The organism is Rhizobium sp. R86522, assembly GCF_042466255.1.
GTDB lineage: Bacteria > Pseudomonadota > Alphaproteobacteria > Rhizobiales > Rhizobiaceae > Allorhizobium.
The window spans coordinates 2,765,839-2,784,243 of sequence record NZ_JAXHBX010000001.1 but is presented as its reverse complement, the minus strand read 5'-3'; the positions used below and the strand labels follow the sequence as shown (position 1 = coordinate 2,784,243).

At 63.0% G+C, this 18,405-nt stretch carries 19 protein-coding genes; 14 read left to right on the top strand and 5 right to left on the bottom strand.

What is annotated here, in order from left to right; translation table 11 throughout:
- Nucleotides 1-164: 164 nt before the first annotated feature.
- The 7 genes from SJY08_RS13635 (at nucleotide 165) to SJY08_RS13605 (ending at nucleotide 5,596) form a co-directional block, all read left to right on the top strand.
- Nucleotides 165-986, top strand: coding sequence for a chromate resistance protein ChrB domain-containing protein (locus SJY08_RS13635; protein WP_377276261.1), 822 nt, complete (start codon nucleotides 165-167; stop codon nucleotides 984-986).
- Entirely contained in the window at nucleotides 983-2,323 is a 1,341-nt protein-coding gene (gene chrA, locus SJY08_RS13630) for a chromate efflux transporter (protein WP_377276259.1), read from the top strand. Before SJY08_RS13635 ends, chrA begins: the two co-directional genes overlap by 4 nt.
- A gap of 109 nt (nucleotides 2,324-2,432) precedes the next feature.
- The gene (locus SJY08_RS13625) at nucleotides 2,433-3,281 is read left to right on the top strand and encodes a TIGR01459 family HAD-type hydrolase (RefSeq protein WP_377276257.1); all 849 of its coding nucleotides are present in this window, start codon (nucleotides 2,433-2,435) and stop codon (nucleotides 3,279-3,281) included.
- A 13-nt stretch (nucleotides 3,282-3,294) separates the two neighbouring features.
- A complete protein-coding gene (locus SJY08_RS13620) occupies nucleotides 3,295-4,275 on the top strand; it encodes a bifunctional riboflavin kinase/FAD synthetase (RefSeq protein WP_377276255.1) in 981 nt (326 codons plus the stop codon).
- A 105-nt stretch (nucleotides 4,276-4,380) separates the two neighbouring features.
- The gene (locus tag SJY08_RS13615) at nucleotides 4,381-4,809 is read left to right on the top strand and encodes a YeeE/YedE family protein (protein ID WP_377276253.1); all 429 of its coding nucleotides are present in this window, start codon (nucleotides 4,381-4,383) and stop codon (nucleotides 4,807-4,809) included.
- A complete protein-coding gene (locus tag SJY08_RS13610) occupies nucleotides 4,809-5,255 on the top strand; it encodes a DUF6691 family protein (RefSeq protein WP_377276251.1) in 447 nt (148 codons plus the stop codon). Before SJY08_RS13615 ends, SJY08_RS13610 begins: the two co-directional genes overlap by 1 nt.
- A 101-nt stretch (nucleotides 5,256-5,356) precedes the next feature.
- The gene (locus tag SJY08_RS13605; protein WP_006726600.1) at nucleotides 5,357-5,596 is read left to right on the top strand and encodes a BrnA antitoxin family protein; all 240 of its coding nucleotides are present in this window, start codon (nucleotides 5,357-5,359) and stop codon (nucleotides 5,594-5,596) included.
- A 15-nt stretch (nucleotides 5,597-5,611) separates the two neighbouring features.
- Here SJY08_RS13605 and SJY08_RS13600 read toward each other — a convergent pair whose 3' ends face one another.
- Together SJY08_RS13600 and SJY08_RS13595 are read right to left on the bottom strand one after the other, a co-directional pair.
- Complete coding sequence (locus SJY08_RS13600) at nucleotides 5,612-5,899, bottom strand: type II toxin-antitoxin system RelE/ParE family toxin (protein ID WP_377276249.1); 288 nt, start codon at nucleotides 5,897-5,899, stop codon at nucleotides 5,612-5,614.
- On the bottom strand, nucleotides 5,896-6,180 hold the full coding sequence (locus SJY08_RS13595) for a ribbon-helix-helix protein, CopG family (protein ID WP_377276247.1): 285 nt from the start codon (nucleotides 6,178-6,180) through the stop codon (nucleotides 5,896-5,898). The genes SJY08_RS13600 and SJY08_RS13595 overlap by 4 nt, the downstream gene beginning before the upstream one ends.
- A 315-nt stretch (nucleotides 6,181-6,495) precedes the next feature.
- Here SJY08_RS13595 and ileS point away from each other — a divergent pair, with 315 nt between their 5' ends.
- The 3 genes from ileS (at nucleotide 6,496) to SJY08_RS13580 (ending at nucleotide 10,733) form a co-directional block, all read left to right on the top strand.
- Nucleotides 6,496-9,402 (top strand): isoleucine--tRNA ligase, encoded by a 2,907-nt coding sequence (gene ileS / locus SJY08_RS13590; RefSeq protein WP_377276245.1) that lies wholly within the window; start codon nucleotides 6,496-6,498, stop codon nucleotides 9,400-9,402.
- A 147-nt stretch (nucleotides 9,403-9,549) separates the two neighbouring features.
- Complete coding sequence (locus SJY08_RS13585; protein WP_069042053.1) at nucleotides 9,550-10,182, top strand: hypothetical protein; 633 nt, start codon at nucleotides 9,550-9,552, stop codon at nucleotides 10,180-10,182.
- Nucleotides 10,183-10,250: 68 nt separating this feature from the next.
- Nucleotides 10,251-10,733, top strand: coding sequence for a GNAT family N-acetyltransferase (locus tag SJY08_RS13580; protein ID WP_300888799.1), 483 nt, complete (start codon nucleotides 10,251-10,253; stop codon nucleotides 10,731-10,733).
- Nucleotides 10,734-10,740: 7 nt separating this feature from the next.
- Here SJY08_RS13580 and SJY08_RS13575 read toward each other — a convergent pair whose 3' ends face one another.
- A complete protein-coding gene (locus tag SJY08_RS13575; protein WP_069042051.1) occupies nucleotides 10,741-11,061 on the bottom strand; it encodes a hypothetical protein in 321 nt (106 codons plus the stop codon).
- On the bottom strand, nucleotides 11,061-11,513 hold the full coding sequence (locus SJY08_RS13570) for a nucleoside deaminase (RefSeq protein WP_069042050.1): 453 nt from the start codon (nucleotides 11,511-11,513) through the stop codon (nucleotides 11,061-11,063). Before SJY08_RS13570 ends, SJY08_RS13575 begins: the two co-directional genes overlap by 1 nt.
- Nucleotides 11,514-11,582: 69 nt before the next feature.
- Here SJY08_RS13570 and SJY08_RS13565 point away from each other — a divergent pair, with 69 nt between their 5' ends.
- Genes SJY08_RS13565 through SJY08_RS13555 form a run of 3 tightly spaced genes read left to right on the top strand, consistent with a single transcriptional unit; the run spans nucleotide 11,583 to nucleotide 15,098 of the window.
- On the top strand, nucleotides 11,583-13,628 hold the full coding sequence (locus tag SJY08_RS13565) for a pseudouridine synthase (RefSeq protein ID WP_377276241.1): 2,046 nt from the start codon (nucleotides 11,583-11,585) through the stop codon (nucleotides 13,626-13,628).
- Between the two features lie 6 nt (nucleotides 13,629-13,634).
- Entirely contained in the window at nucleotides 13,635-14,195 is a 561-nt protein-coding gene (gene rsmD, locus SJY08_RS13560; RefSeq protein ID WP_377276239.1) for a 16S rRNA (guanine(966)-N(2))-methyltransferase RsmD, read from the top strand.
- Nucleotides 14,196-14,222: 27 nt separating this feature from the next.
- Complete coding sequence (locus SJY08_RS13555) at nucleotides 14,223-15,098, top strand: patatin-like phospholipase family protein (protein ID WP_054148816.1); 876 nt, start codon at nucleotides 14,223-14,225, stop codon at nucleotides 15,096-15,098.
- Nucleotides 15,099-15,101: 3 nt separating this feature from the next.
- On the opposite strand, the gene SJY08_RS13550 is transcribed toward SJY08_RS13555, so the two are convergent.
- Entirely contained in the window at nucleotides 15,102-16,910 is a 1,809-nt protein-coding gene (locus SJY08_RS13550; protein ID WP_377276237.1) for a monovalent cation:proton antiporter-2 (CPA2) family protein, read from the bottom strand.
- 138 nt (nucleotides 16,911-17,048) lie between these two features.
- Here SJY08_RS13550 and SJY08_RS13545 point away from each other — a divergent pair, with 138 nt between their 5' ends.
- The gene (locus SJY08_RS13545) at nucleotides 17,049-18,395 is read left to right on the top strand and encodes a TldD/PmbA family protein (protein ID WP_377276235.1); all 1,347 of its coding nucleotides are present in this window, start codon (nucleotides 17,049-17,051) and stop codon (nucleotides 18,393-18,395) included.
- Nucleotides 18,396-18,405 lie beyond the last annotated feature (10 nt).

Below are 18,405 nucleotides of genomic sequence, written 5' to 3'. Positions count from 1 at the left end.
AGCACCCTGATGCTGAGGGCCAATGCGATGGCCATGCAAGCCGTTGAACTGTTTGACAGTCCCATCCAGATCTGAAAAAGTTCAGTCGTGGAGTGCGCGAAACCTCCATGAGGCGCCATGCCGGAATTTCGCATCCGTCCTTCTCCAGACAACGGACCTCGACCATGGCACCCTTTGGCGCAATTTTCGCAGACAAACTCTTTCGCTTGCTTGGATCATCCCAGTCGCCCCTTCTCGTGGACGTGCGCGTCGACGAGGATGTCGAAGCCGATCCCTTCCTTTTGCCCACCGCCGTACGCCGTGATTACAGGACGGTCGAGCGCTGGGCGACAGAGATCAAATCCCCGGTCGTGGTCATCTGCCAGAAGGGGCGAAAGCTCAGTGAGGGCGTGGCAGCCCATCTCCGCCTGCAGGGCATATCTGCAGAAATTCTGGAGGGCGGCACGCTGGGCTGGGCTGAGGCCGGCCTTCCGTGCGTTCCCTTGGCGCGTCTTCCGATCCACACCGGTGGGACACTCTGGGTTACGCGCCACCGGCCAAAGATCGACCGGATCGCCTGTCCCTGGCTGATCCGCCGTTTCGTTGATCCTTTCGCCCGCTTCCTCTTCGTGTCTCCCTCGGAGGTGGACGCCGTTGCCGAGAGGTTTGACGGGCTACCTTTCGATATGGAGGGAGGCTTCTGGAGCCATCGTGGCGAGCTTTGCACCTTTGACACCATGCTTGCCGAATTCGGGCTGGAAACGCCCGCGCTTCAGACACTGGCACGCATCGTCCGTGCCGCCGATACCAACCGGCTCGATCTCGCGCCGGAGGCCGCCGGCCTGCTGGCGGTATCGCTTGGGCTGTCGAGGCTTCATGCCAACGACCTTCAACAATTGGAGCAGGGGCTCGTGATCTATGATGCCCTTTATCGATGGGCACGTGACGCCATGGATGAAAAGCATGACTGGATCGTTCGCGGTCCGCGCAGTGAGGGAAAGCCATGAGCATTGCGGTCGGAACCCCGGACAAGATCAGCGACATCAAGCCGACATTTCCCGAACTCGTCTCCGCCTTCGCCCGTATCGGCCTGATGTCCTTCGGCGGCCCGGCGGCGCAGATCGCGCTGATGCATAAAATCTGCGTCGAGGAAAAACGCTGGGTCGACGAGGCCCGTTATCTCCATGCCCTGAACTACTGCATGCTCCTGCCTGGCCCCGAAGCCCAGCAGCTCGCCACCTATATCGGCTGGCTCTTGCATGGCGTGCGCGGCGGCATCGTTGCCGGCCTTCTTTTCGTTCTGCCAGGCCTCGCCGTCATCCTCGGCCTCTCGACGCTCTATGCGCTCTATCAGGAGGCGAGCCTTGTCGCCGGCCTGTTCTTCGGCCTGAAGGCCGCAGTGCTTGCAATCGTCGTGGAAGCCGTCATCCGCATCGGCAAGCGGGCCCTGAAGACAAGCTTCCACCGATGGCTGGCCGCAGGTGCATTCCTTGCCCTTTTCCTCTTCTCGGTGCCGTTCCCCCTCGTCGTGCTTGCGGCTGCCCTGATCGGCCTGCTCCATGCGCGGGGCGCGTCATCTGCGGCGGAAGAGAACTCGCAAGAGATTGGCGTCCGTCCGCCTCTGTTCAGCCAACTCGCAACGCTCCTCTTCTGGGTCGCCGTCTGGCTCGCACCCCTGCCACTTCTGTGGCTGCTGCTGCCGGAAACGGCACTTCCCGAAATCCAGAGCTTCTTCTCGAAGATGGCGCTCGTCACCTTCGGCGGCGCCTATGCTGTGCTCGCCTATGTCGCCCAGGTCGCCGTCGATCACTATGCCTGGCTGAAACCCGGCGAAATGCTCGATGGCCTGGCGCTGGCGGAAACGACGCCAGGACCGCTGGTGCTCGTGCTCTCCTATGTCGGCTTTCTCGCCGGCTTCCGCGAAAGCGGCGGGCTCGACCCGTTGATTGGCGGTCTCCTCGGCGGCCTGATCGCCGCCTGGGCCACCTTCATCCCAAGCTTCATCTGGATCTTCGCCGGCGCCCCCTACATCGAGCGACTGCGCGGCAATCGGCTCCTCAGCGCAGCGCTCTCCGCCATCACCGCTGCCGTGGTCGGCGTCATCCTCAACCTGGCGGTCTGGTTCGCGCTGCACGTGATCTTCATGCAGGTGGAACCGACCAAGATCGCCAGTTTCGGACCACTCACGCTATCGGTACCCCAACCCGTCTGGTCGACCCTCGATTGGCAGGCATTGGTCATCGCCGTCCTCTCTGCAGTGATGATTTTCCGCTTCCACCTTGGCATCGGCAAGACGCTTCTGGCCGCCGCAGCGCTTGGCCTTGCGGCGCGTTTCCTGCTCTGAAGCGGTGCGAGAAGCCGGAGCAATTTCGATCTCCATCACGCTTGCCCCTTGCCTTGCCGCCCGTCCTTTGCCATGTCAACGGTCACACTTTGACCAGTCAGGACAGACGATGACCCGCAGCATTTCCACCCTCGGCGACGTGACCGGCTCCTATGACGTCATTCTCTGTGATGTCTGGGGCGTGCTGCACAACGGCATCGATGCCTTTCCGCTTGCCGGCGAAGCGCTGACGGCGGCGCGCGAAAAGGGGCTGACGGTGGTGCTGATCACCAACTCGCCCCGACCGGCCATCGGCGTCATCCCGCAATTGCGCGCCATCGGCGTGCCGGATACCGCCTATGACCGCATCGTCACCTCGGGTGACGTGACCCGGACACTGATTGCCGCCGGCCCGAAGAAGGTTTTCCTGCTCGGCCCCGAGCGTGACATGCCGCTCTTCGACGGTCTCGACGTCGAGGTGGTGTCAAAGGAAGAAGCCGATTGCGTCGTCTGCACCGGTTTCTTCGACGATGAAGTCGAGACGCCGGAAGATTACCGCGACATGCTGACCGCCTTCGTCGCCCGCAAGGTGCCGTTTATCTGCGCCAATCCCGATCTCGTGGTCGAGCGTGGCCACCGCATCATCCCTTGCGCTGGCGCAGTCGCTGCCTTCTACACCGCACTCGACGGCGAGACCCGCATTGCCGGCAAGCCCCACAGCCCGATTTATGACGCGACGCTGGCGGCTGCCCGCGAAGCTCGCGGCGAGTTCGACAAGTCCCGCGTGCTCGCCATCGGCGACGGCATGCCGACCGACGTCAAGGGCGCGGTGGATGCAGGCATCGACCTTCTCTACATCTCGGGCGGCATCCACGCCGCCGACTACGCGACGAACAACGTGACCGACGAGGCGAGGCTCAAGCTCTTCCTCGACCGCGAGAAGGTCGCGCCGCAATACTGGATGCACAGGCTGGCATGAGGCGGGACCTGCGATGACCGTCTTTCACCGCAATGAGAAGAAAGAGCCGGTGCCGGCTGCCCTGCGCGGTGGCGTGGTGGCGATCGGCAATTTCGATGGCGTGCATCGCGGTCATCAGGCAGTCTTGAGCCGTGCGCTGGAGCGCGCGGAAGCGCTTGGCGTTCCCGCCTTGGTCCTCACCTTTGAGCCGCATCCGCGCACTGTCTTCAATCCCGACAAGCCGGTCTTCCGTCTGACGCCGCCGCCTCTTCGCGCCCGCATCCTGGAAGCCATGGGCTTCCATTCGGTCATCGAATATCCGTTCGACCGGGAGTTCTCGCAGCGCTCGGCCGAGGATTTCGTCCAGTCGATCCTGGGCGACTGGCTGGGTGCAAAAGAAGTCGTGACCGGCTTCGATTTCCATTTTGGCAAGGGCAGGGAAGGCGGCCCCGCCTATCTCATGCAGGCTGGCAGCCGTCACGGCTTTGGTGTCTGCCTTGTGGATGCCTTCCGCGACGAGGGAACCGAAGTCATCTCCTCGAGCCGCATCCGCGGCCTGATCGCCGAGGGCGACGTTTCGGAAGCCGCTGGTCTCCTCGGATATCGCTATACGGTCGAGGCGGAAATCATGAAGGGCCAGCAGCTTGGCCGTACGCTCGGCTTCCCGACCGCCAACATGCATCTCCCACCGGAAGCGACGCTCCGGCCCGGCATCTATGCCGTGCGCTTCCGCCGTCCCGACGGCATCATCCGAGACGGTGTCGCAAGCTTCGGCTATCGCCCGACCGTCACCAGCAATGGCGATCCCTGGCTGGAAACCTTCGTCTTCGACTTCTCCGGCGATCTCTACGGCGAAATCTGTTCGGTCTCGCTCTTCGGCTTCCTGCGCGATGAATGGAAGTTCGACGGGCTGGATCCCCTGGTGGCACAGATCCGCAAGGATGCGGACGAAGCGAGGGCATTGCTTTCAGGCGTCAAGCCAATTGGCGCCCTCGACGCTGCCATCGCGTTCTGAGGCAACTCGGTCTCGCCAATTTGAATTGCCGCCCGGCATTGCCTCACATATGGATGCCCCTATGTGATTGATCCCCGTGTCGAAACGGCAATTCCGGAGTTTGTCTTGACCGAATTCACCCCCCTGATGTCCTTTGCCGGCGGCCTGCTGATCGGCCTCTCGGCACTTCTCCTGATGCTCACCTGGGGCCGGATTGCCGGCATGACCGCGATCATCGGCGGTATCCTTCCGCCGCTCGGCTCGGACTGGAAATGGAAGGCCGCCTTCCTCGCCGGGGCGATCCTAGCGCCGCTTGCCCTGACGCTCGGCGGCTATGAGGTCGAGTATTCGGTTCCGGTTTCCACCACCGCCCTGGTGATCGGCGGCCTGATGGCCGGCATCGGCGTCACCTTCGGCTCCGGCTGCACCTCGGGCCACGGCATTTGCGGCATGGCGCGCCTGTCGCGTCGCTCGATTGCAGCAACCGCCACCTTCATGGCATTCGCCGTGCTCACCGTCTTCGTCATCCGTCACGTCTTCGGGGTCGCAATCTGATGCGTTTCCTTCTCGTCTTCCTCATCGGTGCCCTCTTCGGAACCGGCATCGCCCTTTCGGGCATGGCGAATCCCGCCAAGGTGCTGAACTTCTTCGACTTCGCTGGTGGCTTCGACCCGAGCCTCGCCTTCGTCATGGCCGGAGCGCTCACTGTCGCAGCTCCCGGCTATGCTATCCTCTTCCGGATGCGCGAGAAGCCGCTCTTCGACCAGTCTTTCCGTCTGCCCAAGGCAAGCGCCATCGATGCGAAGCTGATCGGCGGCTCCGCCATCTTCGGCATTGGCTGGGGTATTGCCGGCTTTTGCCCCGGCGCCTCGATCCCCGTACTCGGCCTCGGGCACGCGTCGGCCGCCATCTTCGTGGCCGCCCTGCTCGTCGGCATTCTGATCGCCCGTAGGCTCGCCAAGGCAGATTTTTTTGCCGATGCGGTCGGCCGGTCGAGCTGAGAGGGTCGGATGGCAAGGCGGCCATCACGGCTTGACGCCCGGGACACATTGACGCCTAGTGCGGCCCAGCAAATCACTTCAGACAGCCCGAAAGGCACCCCATGGCCATGACGCCGCGCAGACCCGTGAACCCCAAGGATGCCGCCGAGGCACTGTTTAAGCCCGTGAAAAAGCCGGCAGCCCCGGTGGTCGAGCGCCGCGCGGCACCCGACGTCAAGGAACTCGTCTCGATCAAGCTCGACAGCGCAGTGCTCGCCCATTTCCAGAAGGACGGCCCCGGCTGGCAGGACCGCATCAACGATGCCCTGCGCGCGGTCGTCGAGGCAGACGGCGGCGAGTAAAAGCGGCGGTTTGCGTCAGTCGCGGCCAGTCGGTGGCCATTGCCGTGAGGTCTGGACGATCGCGAGGATGGCCAGCTGGCCGTTAGTCACCTCATAAATGAGACGATAGCTGGGATGCGGCAGAAGTTCGCGGGTGCCAGGGATCAGGCCGATTTTGCCGGAATGGGGAAATTGGCCAAGTTGGATGGCAGCCTGTTCGAAGCTGTGGTCGATGGACAGTGCGGCCAGCGGATTCTTCGCCACGAGGTAGTCGAAGATGGAAGCGCGGTCACGAATGGCCTGGCGCGTCCATCGAACGATCATGAGCGGCTCGCTTTGAGAGCCAGGTCCCTGCGCTCCGCAAACATCCGCTCGGCATCGTCCGCCGCGACGACCTCTCCTGCTGCCACTTCGTCGCGACCACGCGCAACCTTGGCCTCCAAAAATTGACGATAGTTGCTGTCGATCTTCTGCCGTTCGACATAATCCTGCACCATTTCCCGCAGAACTTCACTTTCCGACGTCTGTGCGGTTGTGACCGCAGCAGCAAAATCATCGGCGAGCTTGGCGTCTAGGTGGACCTGGAGCTGCGCTTTGCGTGTCATGCCATCTCCGCCCTGATCCTGTGTGGCCCGCTGACATGGGGTGATGAACACAGTCTAGGCATGTCCCGTCGACCTGTCCATCTCGCCCATCTTGCCCCTTCCTTTTGGCGCGAAAAACCCCTAAAGAACGCGGCCATGACGTATCTTTCGGCGGCCCGGATCATTCGAATTATTGGCCCGGCCCTCCCGGCGGCTTGAAGAGCTGCGGGAAGGTCCGGGTTTTTGGCGCTGGGTTTCAAGCCCATCGCCCGCTTGCCGCCAATCCATGACATAATTCCGCGACCGCTTGAGGTCGCCCCATCCGATGGCTGATCCATGACCGATACCCCTGAGAAACCCGACTACTCCAAGACCCTCTACCTGCCCGAAACCGAATTCCCGATGCGCGCCGGCCTTCCCCAGAAGGAGCCGGAAATGGCGGCGAAGTGGAAGGAGATGGGTCTCTACAAGCGCCTGCGCGCCTCTGCCGCCGGCCGCGAGAAATTCGTCCTGCATGACGGCCCTCCTTACGCCAACGGCAACATCCATATCGGCCATGCGCTGAACAAGGTGCTGAAGGACGTCATCACCCGCTCCTTCCAGATGCGCGGCTTTGACTCGAACTACGTGCCTGGCTGGGACTGCCATGGTCTTCCGATCGAGTGGAAGATCGAGGAAAAGTATCGCGAGAAGGGCAAGGACAAGAACGAAGTCCCGGTCAACGAATTCCGCAAGGAATGCCGTGAGTTCGCGCAAGGCTGGATCAACATCCAGTCGGACGAGTTCCGCCGCCTCGGCATCGAGGGTGACTTCGACAATCCCTACACCACCATGGCCTTCCACTCGGAAGCCCGCATCGCCGGCGAACTCCTGAAGATCGCCATGTCCGGCCAGCTCTATCGCGGCTCCAAGCCCATCATGTGGTCGGTTGTCGAGCGCACGGCGCTCGCCGAAGCCGAAGTGGAATATGCCGAAGTCGAGAGCGACACGATCTGGGTGAAGTTCCCAGTGGTTGAAGGCGCTGACGAGCTGAAATCCGCCTCCGTCGTCATCTGGACCACCACGCCCTGGACCATCCCGGGCAACCGCGCGATCTCCTATTCGTCGAAGATCGAATACGGTCTCTACGAAATCACCGAGGCCACGAACGATTTCGGCCCGCAGCCGGGCGAGAAGCTGATCTTCGCCAAGCGCCTTGCCGAAGATGCCGCGACCAAGGCCAAGGTGATCTTCAAGCTCGTCCGCGATGTGACCGGTGCTGAACTCGGCGCGATCACCTGCGCCCATCCGCTGGCCGACCTCGGCTACACCTTCGCCGTCCCCATGCTCGACGGCGACCACGTCACCGATGACGCCGGTACCGGCTTCGTCCACACCGCACCAAGCCACGGTCGCGAAGACTTTGAAGCCTGGATGGCCAATGTCCGCGCCCTCGAAGCCCGTGGCATCGACACCAAGATCCCGTTCCCGGTGGATGACGCCGGCTTCTACACCGAAGACGCTCCCGGTTTCGGCCCGTCCGCCGAAGGCGGTGCCGCCCGCGTGCTTGACGATAACGGCAAGAAGGGCGACGCCAACAAGCGCGTCATGGACGCTCTTATCAAGGCGAACAACCTCTTTGCCCGTGGCCGCATCAAGCACGAATACCCGCATTCCTGGCGCTCCAAGAAGCCGGTCATCTTCCGCAACACGCCGCAGTGGTTCGTCTACATGGACAAGGACCTTGCCGACGGCACGACGCTGCGCACCCGCGCACTTAACGCTATCGACCAGACCCGTTTTGTCCCCGCTGGTGGCCAGAACCGTCTCCGCGCCATGATCGAGCAGCGCCCGGACTGGGTTCTTTCTCGTCAAAGAGCATGGGGCGTGCCGATCTGCGTCTTCGCCGATGCCGAAGGCAATGTGCTGCAGGATGAGAAGGTCAACGCCCGCATCCTCGAAGCCTTCGAAGTCGAAGGTGCCGATGCCTGGTTTGCCGAAGGCGCCAAGGACCGCTTCCTCGCCGGCGAGCATGACGGCGAGAAGTGGCAGATGGTCACTGATATCCTCGACGTCTGGTTCGATTCTGGCTCGACCCACACCTTCACGCTGGAAGATCGCCCGGATCTGAAGTGGCCGGCCGATGTTTATCTCGAAGGCTCCGACCAGCATCGCGGCTGGTTCCATTCCTCGCTGCTGGAAAGCTGCGCCACCCGCGGCCGCGCGCCTTACAATGCCGTTGTGACCCACGGGTTCACGATGGCGGAAGACGGCCGCAAAATGTCGAAGTCGCTCGGCAACACGGTGACGCCGCAGGAAGTCATGAGCCAGTCCGGCGCCGATATCCTGCGCCTCTGGGTGATGAACACCGACTACTGGGAAGACCAGCGCCTCGGCAAGACGATCATCCAGACCAATATCGACAGCTACCGCAAGATCCGCAACACTGTTCGTTGGATGCTCGGCACGCTCGCCCACGACCATGGCGACGAGATTGCCTATGCCGATCTGCCGGAACTCGAAAAGCTGATGCTGCATCGGCTCTCCGAGTTGGATCAGATCGTCCGCAAGGGTTACGACGAATTCGACTTCAAGCGCATCGTCCGCGCTCTCAGCGACTTCGCCAATGTCGAGCTCTCGGCCTTCTACTTCGACATCCGCAAGGACACGCTCTACTGCGACGCCCCGTCCAGCCTGAAGCGCCGCTCGGCCCTCTTCGTCATTCGCAAGCTCTTCGACTGCCTGGTTCTTTGGTTTGCGCCGATGATGCCCTTCACCACCGAAGAGGCCTGGCTCTCGCGCGATCCGAACGCCGAGTCGGTCCATCTCGAACAGTTCTCGACCGTGCCGGCCGACTGGTCGAACGACGCGGTTGCTGAAAAGTGGAAGGGCGTTCGCGCCATCCGTCGTGCCGTCACTGGTGCCCTGGAAATCGAGCGCAAGGAAAAGCGCATCGGCTCCTCGCTGGAAGCAGCCCCGGTTGTGCATGTGGCGGATGCCGAGCTCCTGAAGGCGCTCGACGGTCTCGACTTCGCCGAGATCTGCATCACCTCGGATATCCAGGTTGTCTCGGGTGAAGGCCCTGATCAAGCCTTCCGTCTGGACGATGGCACCAAGGTCGCTGTTGAGCCGAAGCTGGCCGAAGGCACCAAGTGCGCCCGCTCCTGGAAGATCACTAGGGATGTCGGTTCCGATCCTGACTATCCTGACGTCTCGACCCGTGATGCTCAGGCGCTGCGCGAACTGGCTCAGACGGCCGGGTAAGGGCAGGTTGAGGAAATGTGACCGGATGATTTGCGCTTTTGCGGGTCATCCGGTAAAACTGCCTGAAATTGGCCGAAATCGACCGGCAGGGCTGGTCGCTAGCATTCGGCATGACTGATGAAACTGCGGCGAGGCTGGTAGGCATTCATGAATTCGGCATATCTGTTCAGAGTTGGCCTCGGTCTGGTTGGCCTCTTCGGCGTCACGGCAGGCTTGTCCGGCTGCGTCGGAAGCCCGACCTATGGCACCGACAAGACGGCGATGGAGCAGCTGGTGGACGACGTTGGCTCGGCCGTGTCGCTCGCGCCGCGCGAGCCCGCCAACAAGGGCACCAAGTACAATCCGCGCCCGGATCTCGTGCTGCCACCGGGTGGTGCGCAGACGGCCGGGCTCGTCGCGCCGCAGCAGTCGGTTGCCAGCCGCGAGAATAATCCTGAATGGGTTGAATCGCCGGAAGAGGCCCGCGAACGTCTCGTTGCCGAGGCCGACGCCAATGCCGACAACCCGCGTTATCGCTCGCCGTTGCTTGCCGGTTACGGCACGGCCGGCACGATGACCGAGACCCAGAAATGGCAGGCCTTCCGTGATGCGCGCGCGCTGCAGAAGGGCGCCTATATCGACCAGCGTCGTCTTCTCTCCGATCCGCCGACCGAATATCGTCAGACCCAGGACGTGGCTCTGAGCGATCTGGGCGAACCGGAACTGAAGAAGGAAAAGCGCCGCAAGGCCGAAGCCAAGGCAGCGCGTCAGGGCAGCTCCTGGTGGATGCCCTTTCAGTAAGTTTTCTCCGACATCGTGAATTTCAGGGCAGGGCGGAAACGACCTGCCCTTTTGCTTGAGGTAGACCCATGTCCTTTACCATCCGTCCAGCAACTCCAGACGATGCCGCGATCATTCTCGGCTTCATCACCGAACTTGCCGTCTATGAAAAGGCGGGCCATGAGGTGGAGGCGACGGAGGAAACGATCCGCGCCTCGATTTTCGGCGAGGGCTCGGTCACCGAAGCGGTGATTCTGGAGCATGATGGACGCCCGGCGGGTTTTGCCGTCTGGTTCTACAGCTATTCCACCTGGCAGGCGAAAAACGGCCTTTATCTTGAGGATCTCTATGTTTCGCCCGATCACCGCGGATCAGGCGCCGGCAAGCTTCTGCTCCGGTATTTGGCAAAGGTTGCGGTGGCGAAAGGCTGCGGCCGCTTCGAATGGAGCGTGCTCGACTGGAACGAACCTGCCATTCGCGTCTACGACGCTGTCGGTGCCGAGCCGCAGAACGAATGGATCCGCTACCGCCTGGCCGGCGACAAGCTGAAAGCCTTTGCCGGCGCCGAGTGAGGTTGGCTCACTCCCCGTTCTCGGCCGTCCGCGCCACCAATGCCATGTGCAGGGCCTGAAGCGCCGGCCCCAGAACGGAGATCCACAGGAGTGCCATGTTCCGCTCGGCATGATCATGGCGCGAGAAGATGAAAATCGCGACGATCAGTGCCAGCATCAGCAGCGGGGTTACCGCGATCGCAATCAGGCGCGGCGCCCGCCAGTTGATCTCGCCGCGTAAAGACCACTGCATCGGCAGCCGCTCGGCATCGGGAGCGACGTTGCGATAGGCCCAGATCGCGATACCAGCCATGGCCGCAATCGACACGGGAAGCAGGACATAGATCATCAATCCCTTCTTTCCTGAAAGAAGTTCCGCAACAGGTCCGCGGCCTCGCTTTCGCGAATGCCGGAATAGACCTCCGGAATATGGTGGCATGTCGGCTGCTGGTAAAAGCGCACGCCGTTCTCGACACCGCCGCCCTTGATATCCTGCGCAGCATAATAGAGTCGGCGAATTCGGGCAAAGGAGATCGCGGCCGCACACATCGTGCAGGGCTCGAGCGTAACATAGAGATCGGCATCGATGAGACGCTCGTCTCCGACAGCTGCTGCCGCGCGGCGAATGGCGAGGATTTCCGCGTGGGCGGTCACGTCGCTGAGCGCCCGGGACTCATTGCCCGCCCGCCCGAGGATCTCGCCGTCGCGCACCACCACGGCGCCGATGGGAACCTCGCCGCGCGCGCCGGCCGCACGCGCCTCCTCGAAGGCCGCCTCCATGAAGCCGTTTGTCTTCCCCATGCACGAACTTTCCACTTAACCAGAGCCGCGCGACCTGATACGACAGCCCAAACGACAGGCAAACAACAAATGACATTCAAAGACAAGTCCAGGCGTCCGGGGGCACAGTCCTCCGACCGCAGCGGCAAGCCGCAAACCAGAAAACCGTCCGCCAAGCCGTCCCAAGCCGCAGCAGACAAGCCCGCCCGCGCGCCGCGCGCCGATGCGCCCGCCGGCGAAGAGACGATGAAGCCCGAACGCATTTCCAAGCTGCTCGCCCGCGCCGGCGTCGCGTCGCGCCGTGATATCGAGCGCATGATCATGGAAGGCCGCGTTTCCGTGAACGGCAAGGTGCTGGAGACCCCGGTCCACAACGCCACGCTTGCCGACACGATCGAGGTCGATGGCCAGCCGATCCGCGGCATCGAGCGCACGCGCCTCTGGCTCTATCACAAGCCAGCCGGCCTGGTGACCACCAATTCCGATCCGGAAGGCCGCCCGACAGTGTTCGAGAACCTGCCGGAAGAGCTGCCGCGCGTCATGTCGATAGGCCGCCTCGATATCAACACAGAGGGCCTGCTGCTTCTGACCAATGACGGCGGCCTTGCCCGCGTGCTCGAACTTCCGACCACCGGCTGGCTGCGCCGCTACCGCGTGCGCGCCTATGGTGAGGTCGACCAGCCGGCATTGGATGCGCTGAAGGAAGGCATTGCCGTCGACGGCGTGCTCTACGGCGCGATCGATGCGACCCTCGACCGCAAGCAGGGCCACAATGTCTGGATCACGATGGGTCTGCGCGAAGGCAAGAACCGCGAGATCAAGAACGTGCTCGGCGCACTCGGTCTCGAGGTCAACCGCCTGATCCGCATCTCCTATGGCCCGTTCCAGCTTGGCGACCTGCCGGAAGGCAAGGTGCTCGAAGTCCGCGGCCGCATGTTGCGCGACCAGCTGGGCCCGCGCCTGATCGAGGAATCCAAGGCCAATTTCGATGCTCCGATCTATGCCCATGGGGCCGAGATCGACGAAGAGGACTCTCCTGCAGCGTCGGCGAAGAAGCCTGGCCGCGAGGCGAAGCCGGATTGGGGCCGCGACGAGCGTCCGGCCGAAAAGAAGCGCGCGCCGAAAGACTGGTCCGACAAGGGCGACCGCCGCGAGAAGGTACTCGGACGCCTCGACACCCGCCGCGACGAGGGTGCGAAAACAGGCGACAAGTTCTCCGACAAGCCGAAGCGCCCGGCAGGCAACACCAAGGGCCGCACCGCCAATGTCTGGATGGCGCCTGGCGCTCGTCCGCTCGGCGAGAAGGCGGCAGCAGCGGCTGCCCGTCGCAAGCCCGATCCGCGCGGCGCAAAGCCTGCCGAACGCTTCGACGATCGTCCGACGTCCACCGTTCAGATTACCCGCGCCCGGGACGAGGAGGGCGATTGGATCCGCGCCGACGGCCCGGATCAGAAGCCCGGCGGTCGCGGTGGTGATCGTGGTGCAAAGCCCGGTGGTTTTGGCGCGCGTGCGCCCCGCCGCGACGGTGATGATCGTGCACCTCGTCGTGAGGGGGCGGATCGCGGCCCCAAGCGCGATTTCGGCGATCGCGCCGAGCGCGCACCGCGTCGTGAAGGCGAAGACCGCGGCCCTCGCCGCGAAGGCGCGCCCGGCGGTCCACGTCGCGAGGGTGCAGATCGAGGTCCGCGCAAGGACTTCGGCGACCGCGGACCCCGCAAGGATTTTGGCGATCGTGGTCCTCGCAAACCTTTCGGCGACAAACCGGATCGTCCGCGTACGGAACGGTTCACGCCAGACCGCGCCCGTGATGACCGCCCTCGTGACGCCAGACCGCGTGATGACCGTCCCCGTGATGATCGCCCCCGGGGCGAGCGTCCGGCCGGCGACAGGCCTTTCAGTGACAAGCCGCGCGGCGCGAGACCTGCGGGCGATCGTCCCTTTGGTGATCGGCCCGCTGGCAAGTCCTTCGGCAAGCCGGCTGGCAAACCTGCTGGCAAGTCATTTGGCGGCAAGCCTGGTGGCGGCAAAAGCTTCGGCGGCAAGCCGGGCGGACGCCCTGCAGGTGGCCCACGCTCCGGCGGCCCGGGTGGCAAGCCCTCCGGTCCCCGCACGGGCGCGCCCAAGGGCAAGAGGTAAGCCGTCATGCGCATCGTCGGCGGTGAGTTTCGTGGCCGTAACCTGGCCACGCCGAAGTCGAATGACATCCGGCCGACCGTCGATCGGACGCGGGAAAGCCTGTTCAACATCCTCGCGCATGCCCATCCGGGCGTGCTCGATGGCACCCGCATCCTCGATCTCTTTGCCGGCACCGGTGCTGTCGGCATCGAGGCGCTGTCGCGCGGCTGCAAGTCGGCGCTTTTCGTCGAAAACAGCGTCGAGGGTCGCAGCCTGCTCTGGGAGAATATCGATGCGTTCGGCCTGCATGGCCGCGCCCGCATGTTGAGACGCGACGCCACCGATCTCGGCCCATCCAACAACATCGAACCCTTCGAACTGGTTTTTGCTGATCCACCCTATGGCAAGGGGCAGGGTGAGAAGGCGCTGCTTTCGGCCCATCTGGGCGGTTGGCTGGCGAAAGATGCTCTCGTCATCCTCGAAGAGCGCGCCGATGTTCAGGTTTCTGTCGACCCGGTTTTCGCCTTCATCGAGGAGCGGACCTTCGGTGACACGAAAATGTACTTCTTTTCCTATAGGCAGTCCTGATCCCCTCAGCGGAAAAAGGCTCAGCCCATGGATCTCGTCGCCGAAACGCCCATTCCCTCCGAAGCTGTCAAGGCCGACCCGACCATCGGTCTGGCACTCGGGGCAGGGGGCGCGCGCGGCTTTGCCCATATCCCGGTGCTCGAAGTCTTCGACGAACTCGGCATTAAGCCAACGCTGATCGCCGGCTCCTCCATGGGCGCAATCCTCGGCGCCGGTTATGCCGCCGGCATGAGCGGCCGCGACATCAGGGACTATACGCTCGAACTTGCCGACAACAGGGGCCTTGTGCTCAACCGCTTCTGGGGCATGCGCCCGGCAAGCATTCGGGCGCTCGGTGGCGTCCGCCTCGGGCAGTTCAACCTGCCGCGGCTTTTGCGCGCCTTCCTGCCGCCTGAGATCCCCGAGAACTTTGCGGAGCTGCGGCTACCGCTGACCGTCATCGCCACCGATTATTACGGCCAGTGCGAACTGGTCCGAACCGAGGGCGATCTTCACGAGGCGCTATCTGCCTCGGCCGCCATTCCCGCGCTCTTTGCTCCCGTCACTATCGGTGGCCGCCTGATGATCGACGGCGGCATCTTCAATCCGGTGCCTTACGACCACCTCGTCGGCAAGGTCGACATCATGGTCGCTATTGATGTGATCGGCGCGCCGGAAGGCGATGGTTCGCTGATGCCGAACCGTATCGACAGTCTCTTCGGGGCATCGCAGCTGATGATGCAGTCGCATATAGCGCTGAAGATGAAGATCTGCCAGCCGGACATCTATATCCGGCCGGAGGTCAACAGCTACAAGGTCCTCGATTTCTTCAAGGCCCGGCAGATCCTTGAAATCTGCGACCGCATGAAGGAGCCGCTGAAGCGAGATCTTTCCGCCCGCATCGAGGATTTTGTCCGCCGGTGAGGATCAGGCAGCCGGTGCCTTTTCTTCGTCTTCGACGGCGTGGATCTGCTTCTTCGGCTTGATCAGCGGCTCCGGCTTGACCGGTCGTTTGTGCATGAGTTCCCGGCCCGCGAGGATGCCTTCCTGCGCCTGAAGCCTTAAGCGCTCCTCGTCGCGGCGTCGGATGTCCTCGCCGATCTCATAGGCCTCGTCTTCCGTGGCGCCGAGACCTTGCAGTGTCCGGCGCCCGAAGAGCAGACCGGACTCGAAGGTTTCACGCAGCTCGTATTCCACGTCTCGGGCCCGCAGTTCCAGGCTGTGGATGCGGTCATAGGACCGTACAAAAAGGCGCACATCGGGATATTCGGAGCGGATGAGATCGACGATCTTGTCGGTGATATCCTTCCTGTGGGTACAAACGGCGACAATCTTCGCCTTTTCGATCCCGGCCGCCCGCAGCATGTCCAAGCGCGTGCCGTCGCCGAAATAGATTCGGAAGCCGAAGGTTGCCGCCTGGCGCACCCGATCCGGACTGTCGTCGAGAATGGTCACGTCCCGCCCGCTCGCGAGCAGGATTTGCGCGGCGATCTGACCAAAGCGGGAGAAGCCGACCATCAGCACATCCGATCCGGCGCCTTCGAAATCCTCGTCCATCTCCTCCTTGTCCGACGTTTCGCGCGCCAGCAGGCGTTGGCCAAGCAGCGCCGTCAACGGTGTTAGGGCCATGGACAGGGTGACGATGGAAATGAGCAGGGATGACTGCGCGCCCGAAAAGAGGCCGGCGGCCGCAGCCGTGGTGAAGAGCACGAAACCGAACTCGCCACCTTGCGGCAACAACATGCCGATACGGATCGCATCGTTGCGCGACGAGCCCGAGACGCGGCAGATCGCGTAGATCACCAGCGCCTTCACCGCCATCAGCACCGGTACCGCAATGGCAATCAGGACCAGATTGTCAACGATGACCTGCAGCTCCATCGACAGGCCGACAGCGATGAAGAAGAGCGCCAGCAGCAGTCCTCGGAAGGGCTCGATATCGGCCTCCAGCTCGTGGCGATAGGAAGACTCGGCCAGCATCACGCCGGCGAGGAAGGCGCCCATGGCCATCGAAAGGCCAGCCACCTGCATGAGATAGGCCGATCCGAGAACGACGAAGAGGGCTGCCGCGATCATCACCTCGCGCGCACCCGTCCGCGCGATGATCTGGAACATCGGGGTGAGCAGGTAGCGCCCGGCCAGGATCATGCCGATCACCGCGCCAACCGCGATCCCGATCTCGATCAGCGGGGATTGCTGCGCTTCGCCACCCTGGGAGCTCAGGACCGTCACCATGGCCAGCAGTGGCACGATGGCGAGGTCCTGGAAGAGCAGGATGGAGAAGGAGCGCTGTCCGTAGCGGCTGTTCATGTCGCCATAGTCTTCGAGCAATTGCAGCGCAAAGGCGGTCGACGACAGCGCAAGTCCGAAGCCGGCAACCAACGCGCCGCGCCAGTCGAGCAGACCTGCCGCATAGACCAGCGCCGTCAGCAGGAGGCCCGTGAGCACGACCTGGCTGGTCCCAAGCCCGAAAATGTCGCGTCGCATGTGCCACAATCGGCTGGGCTTCAGTTCGAGCCCGATGATGAAGAGCAGCAGCACCACACCGAGTTCGGCGACGGCCAGGATTTCTCCCGAGCCTCCGATCAGGTGCAGGACCGGGCCGATCACCACGCCGGCGGCGAGATAGCCGAGCACGGTTCCAAGCCCGAGCTTGCGGAAGATCGGGGCTGCAATGACAGCCCCTCCAAGGAGAAGCAGGGGTTGGGCGAACAGTGCTTCGGTTGCGCTGGCCAAGAGTTCTTTCTCCTCGTTTTGCCGGATCTGGCTGACCCTGAAATGGACCTATGCCGGGCTCGTGAACGGAAAAGCCCGATCCACCCTTGATGCCCCTTCACAGGCACAATAAATGGAGCTTGAAGGAAAGGCCAACCTATGCCCAATCAAATCGATTCCGCCAACCTCCTCGAACGCGCCGAGCAACTCGTCGACCTCGCCGTCAAGGCAGGGGCCGACAAGGCAGATGCGGTCGTCGTGCGCTCTCGTTCCAAGGGGGTCAGTGTCCGGCTCGGCAAGGTCGAGTCGACTGAAGCATCCGAGAGTGACGACTTTTCGCTGCGCGTCTTCATCGGTCGCCAGGTAGCAAGCGTGTCGGCCAATCCCGGCTTCGACCTCAAGGCGCTCGCCGAACGCGCCGTCGCGATGGCCAAGGTCTCGCCCGAAGATCCATTTGCCGGTCTTGCCGACGAGAGCGATCTCGCCCGTGACATTCCCGACCTGCAGCTCTTTGATGAGACGGAAGTCTCTGGCGACCAGTTGCGCGAAAGCGCACTCGCCATGGAAGAAGCGGCTCGTTCGGTCAGCGGCGTCAGCAATTCTCTGGGCGCCGGAGCCTCGGCCGGCATGGGTGGCCTCGTGCTCGTCACCTCACATGGCTTTTCCGGCAGTTATGCCGGTTCGCGCTTCTCCAGCTCGGTTGGCGTCATCGCCGGCGAGGGGACCAAGATGGAGCGCGACCACGATTTCGACAGCCGCCTCTATTTCGCCGATCTCCACAGCCCGGAAGAAATCGGTCGCCGCGCCGCCGAGCGCGCGATCCGGCGGCTGAACCCGCGCCAGGTGCCGACTGCCTCCAACCTCACCGTCGTCTTCGACCCGCGCGTCGCCAGAGGCTTCGCGGGCACGATCGCCGGCGCCATCAATGGTGCGTCGGTCGCCCGCAAGACCTCCTTCCTGCGCGACAAGATGGGACAGCAGGTTTTGAAGGCTGGCCTCAACATCACCGATGATCCGCTGAAGGTCCGCGGATCATCGTCGCGCCCCTTCGATGGTGAGGGCATCTCAGGCAAGCCGCTGACGATGATCGAGGACGGTGTGCTGAAACACTGGTTCCTGTCCTCGTCTGCCGCTCGGGAGCTTGGCCTCAAGACCAATGGCCGTGGCGTACGCGGCGGCACTTCGGTCTCGCCGTCTTCAACCAATCTCGCCCTGGAGCCTGGCGACATTTCGCCTGATGAACTGATCCGCAGCGTCGGCACGGGTCTCTACATCACCGATATGATCGGCAGTGGCGTCGATATGATCACCGGCGAATATAGCCGTGGTGCGAGTGGCTTCTGGATCGAAAACGGTGAACTCACCTATCCGGTCTCCGAGATCACGATCGCGTCCAACCTGAAGGACATGTTCATGCGGATCACGGTGGCCAATGACATCGACCGCAAGTTCGGTGTCGCAGCTCCCACACTTGCCATCGAGGGCATGACCCTTGCCGGAACCTGATCTAAAGCCC

Bases quoted from the DNA above. Each gene is read 5' to 3' on its own strand.
- SJY08_RS13635 (WP_377276261.1), top strand. From the start codon at position 165: ATGGCACCCTTTGGCGCAATTTTCGCAGACAAACTCTTTCGCTTGCTT.
- chrA (WP_377276259.1), top strand. From the start codon at position 983: ATGAGCATTGCGGTCGGAACCCCGGACAAGATCAGCGACATCAAGCCG.
- SJY08_RS13625 (WP_377276257.1), top strand. From the start codon at position 2,433: ATGACCCGCAGCATTTCCACCCTCGGCGACGTGACCGGCTCCTATGAC.
- SJY08_RS13620 (WP_377276255.1), top strand. From the start codon at position 3,295: ATGACCGTCTTTCACCGCAATGAGAAGAAAGAGCCGGTGCCGGCTGCC.
- SJY08_RS13610 (WP_377276251.1), top strand. From the start codon at position 4,809: ATGCGTTTCCTTCTCGTCTTCCTCATCGGTGCCCTCTTCGGAACCGGC.
- SJY08_RS13605 (WP_006726600.1), top strand. From the start codon at position 5,357: ATGGCCATGACGCCGCGCAGACCCGTGAACCCCAAGGATGCCGCCGAG.
- SJY08_RS13600 (WP_377276249.1), bottom strand. From the start codon at position 5,899: ATGATCGTTCGATGGACGCGCCAGGCCATTCGTGACCGCGCTTCCATC.
- SJY08_RS13595 (WP_377276247.1), bottom strand. From the start codon at position 6,180: ATGACACGCAAAGCGCAGCTCCAGGTCCACCTAGACGCCAAGCTCGCC.
- ileS (WP_377276245.1), top strand. From the start codon at position 6,496: ATGACCGATACCCCTGAGAAACCCGACTACTCCAAGACCCTCTACCTG.
- SJY08_RS13585 (WP_069042053.1), top strand. From the start codon at position 9,550: ATGAATTCGGCATATCTGTTCAGAGTTGGCCTCGGTCTGGTTGGCCTC.
- SJY08_RS13580 (WP_300888799.1), top strand. From the start codon at position 10,251: ATGTCCTTTACCATCCGTCCAGCAACTCCAGACGATGCCGCGATCATT.
- SJY08_RS13575 (WP_069042051.1), bottom strand. From the start codon at position 11,061: ATGATCTATGTCCTGCTTCCCGTGTCGATTGCGGCCATGGCTGGTATC.
- SJY08_RS13570 (WP_069042050.1), bottom strand. From the start codon at position 11,513: ATGGGGAAGACAAACGGCTTCATGGAGGCGGCCTTCGAGGAGGCGCGT.
- SJY08_RS13565 (WP_377276241.1), top strand. From the start codon at position 11,583: ATGACATTCAAAGACAAGTCCAGGCGTCCGGGGGCACAGTCCTCCGAC.
- rsmD (WP_377276239.1), top strand. From the start codon at position 13,635: ATGCGCATCGTCGGCGGTGAGTTTCGTGGCCGTAACCTGGCCACGCCG.
- SJY08_RS13555 (WP_054148816.1), top strand. From the start codon at position 14,223: ATGGATCTCGTCGCCGAAACGCCCATTCCCTCCGAAGCTGTCAAGGCC.
- SJY08_RS13545 (WP_377276235.1), top strand. From the start codon at position 17,049: ATGCCCAATCAAATCGATTCCGCCAACCTCCTCGAACGCGCCGAGCAA.